The sequence below is a fragment of the Milkweed yellows phytoplasma str. MW1 genome (genome assembly GCF_000309485.1).
Taxonomy (GTDB): Bacteria; Bacillota_I; Bacilli_A; order Acholeplasmatales; family Acholeplasmataceae; genus Phytoplasma.
This window is the reverse complement of sequence record NZ_AKIL01000144.1, coordinates 1-2,300: the sequence shown is the minus strand read 5'-3', so window position 1 is coordinate 2,300 and position 2,300 is coordinate 1. Positions and strand designations below refer to the sequence as shown.

The following is a 2,300-nucleotide window of genomic DNA, read 5'->3' as shown; positions in this document are numbered from 1 at the left end:
TTTTTTTCAAGCAGAAGACGGCATACGATATCGGTCTCGGCATTCCTGCTGAACCGCTCTTCCGATCTGCTACATTGAATTATTTTGGTTTTTTTAACTTTTTTCATTAGTACTGCCGAAGCCGCTTTTTCTCGTTTTTTTGGTTTCAGCATGATCATCATCAGTTACGTAAAAATTTTGAAAAAGACCTTGAGCAATTCTTTCGTGTTTTTCTATTGTCATCGTTTGATTAGAAAAATTATATAAAGGGACAAAAATATGTCCTTCGTTTTTTTCGTTATTATAATAATCGCTATCAATTACACCTACGTTATTAGCCAACATTAAACCTTTTTTTAAAGGTAAAGAAGATCTCGCATAAACTAATAACACTTGATTTTTAGGAAAAGAAGCTTTAACGCCAGTAGGAACTAAAACAACTTTTTGGGCAGGAATTTCCATACTTTCTGCAGCTTCTAAGTCATAACCGGCACTATAATTGGTTTGTCTTTGAGGTAAATTAATTTGTTGATCTTTAAAAGCGCTCACTACTTCAAAAACACATTTTTGCTTATTATTCATTTGATAATTCTCCTTTTTTATGGTGTTTTTTCTTTTTTTTATAATTATTTCTGGGGTGATTAGAAATAAATTTATTTTTTAACACATTATTGGATACAAAAGTATAAATTTGAGTAGTTTTTAAACTATTATGACCTAATAATTCTTGCACTACTCTTAAATCAGCACCATTATTGAGTAAAATAGTGGCAAATGCGTGTCTTAACATATGCGGATAAAGATTGATTTTATTTGCTGTTTTTAATGATAATTCTTTTAAAATCATTCTTACCCCTCTTTCGGTTAAAGGAGTTCCTTTATAATTAACCAATAAAAAAGCATGTTTTACAGCTTTATTGGTCATCATTTTATTCCTAATATTAGCAATATAATGTTTTAGCATAGATAATAAAGATTCATGAACAGGCAAATAACGGACTTTTCTCCCTTTGCCATAAATTAAAAGTTGGGAGTTAGAAAAATAAATATCCTCTATTTTGAGCTTAATTAACTCACTCACTCTTAAACCGCAACTATAAAGTAAATCTAGAATTAAATAATTTCTATAATCAAGTTCTTTCGATAAATTAATAGAATCTAATAAAGTTTGAATATCTTCTTCAGAAATTATTTTAGGTAGTTTTTTGGGAATTTTTTTAATAGGTATCGCTTTGAAAATGTTATTGTTAAAACCATGTCTTTCAATTAAAAAATTATAAAAAGTCCTTAAAACCGATATTTTCCTCATAATACTGATGTTTTTGAGTTTTTGTGAAGAAAGAAAACTCACAAAAGAACGAGCGTGTTTTTCCTGGGAAAGACTTTCTCTATCAAAAGATATCTTTTTAGACATTAAAAAGGTTTGAAAATCTTTCACATCATGAAGATAATTTTTAATTGTTAAAGGGGAATAATTACGTTCAATGGTTACAAACGCTTCAAATTTTTTGATTAATTGTAAAATGATAAGAACCTACTATTTTTAAAATTTTTTCACTTTATATATCTGGATAATATTATGAAGCTGATTTTTCTGATGTTATTTCTTGGTTTACTTTTTTCTTTTTTTTTTTTTTTAGGTTGAATAACTTCTAAATAAAAAATAATCAACAAAAAAACCTAATAGCAGAAATGCAATAATATTCCCAGTGCTTATCATAAAATTCCATATACTAGCAAAACGTATAACTACGATGACTTTTGATAAAGCGTTGCTATAATCAATCTTTTCCTCAAAATCAAAGGTTTCTTCGTTATTGATGCCTTGAGTAGTCAATTTTTTCTTTTCTTTGTCGTTGCTAACTACTCGGTGTACGACAAAAGGAATCTTTTTTAATGGTCCTTCTTGAAATTCTTTCTCAACAAAAAAAACTATATCATCGCCTTTTTTGTCTTGATCTGCAGCTTTTAAATTCAAACAATCTTTTTCCGTTAAATTTTGTACAATGATAATATCGTTTTTATTAATTTCAGGCCGCATGCTTTCACTATTAATCCAATACATATTTAAAAATAAAAATTTAGAAGCTTTTTTAGGATAAAAATAATTTAAAATGTTTAACAAAATTAAGTATAATAATAAACTTATCGTTAAATAATAAAAAACATTCGTTAAAATCATAAAAAGTAATTTGACAAATGAGATATTTTTATTAAAAAGTTTTATAATCATACTTTTTTACCCTTATAATTTATAGTTATTTCCAAATATTAATTATATATTCAACATTTTATAATATATCTTTTAATCGTTTGCACTT

The 2,300-nt window shown here is 26.6% G+C and carries 3 protein-coding genes; all 3 read right to left on the bottom strand.

The annotated features are described in order from the left end of the window. Positions 1 to 93: 93 nt before the first annotated feature. Positions 94 to 561, bottom strand: coding sequence for a dUTP diphosphatase (dut, locus tag RI76_RS02595; protein WP_017192595.1), 468 nt, complete (start codon positions 559 to 561; stop codon positions 94 to 96). Next, a complete protein-coding gene (locus RI76_RS02590; protein ID WP_261974347.1) occupies positions 554 to 1,492 on the bottom strand; it encodes a tyrosine-type recombinase/integrase in 939 nt (312 codons plus the stop codon). Before RI76_RS02590 ends, dut begins: the two co-directional genes overlap by 8 nt. A 123-nt stretch (positions 1,493 to 1,615) precedes the next feature. Next, positions 1,616 to 2,212, bottom strand: a complete 597-nt coding sequence (locus RI76_RS02585; RefSeq protein WP_017192593.1) for a S26 family signal peptidase — start codon at positions 2,210 to 2,212, stop codon at positions 1,616 to 1,618. Positions 2,213 to 2,300 lie beyond the last annotated feature (88 nt).

Bases quoted from the DNA above. Each gene is read 5' to 3' on its own strand.
- RI76_RS02585 (WP_017192593.1), bottom strand. From the start codon at position 2,212: ATGATTATAAAACTTTTTAATAAAAATATCTCATTTGTCAAATTACTT.
- dut (WP_017192595.1), bottom strand. From the start codon at position 561: ATGAATAATAAGCAAAAATGTGTTTTTGAAGTAGTGAGCGCTTTTAAA.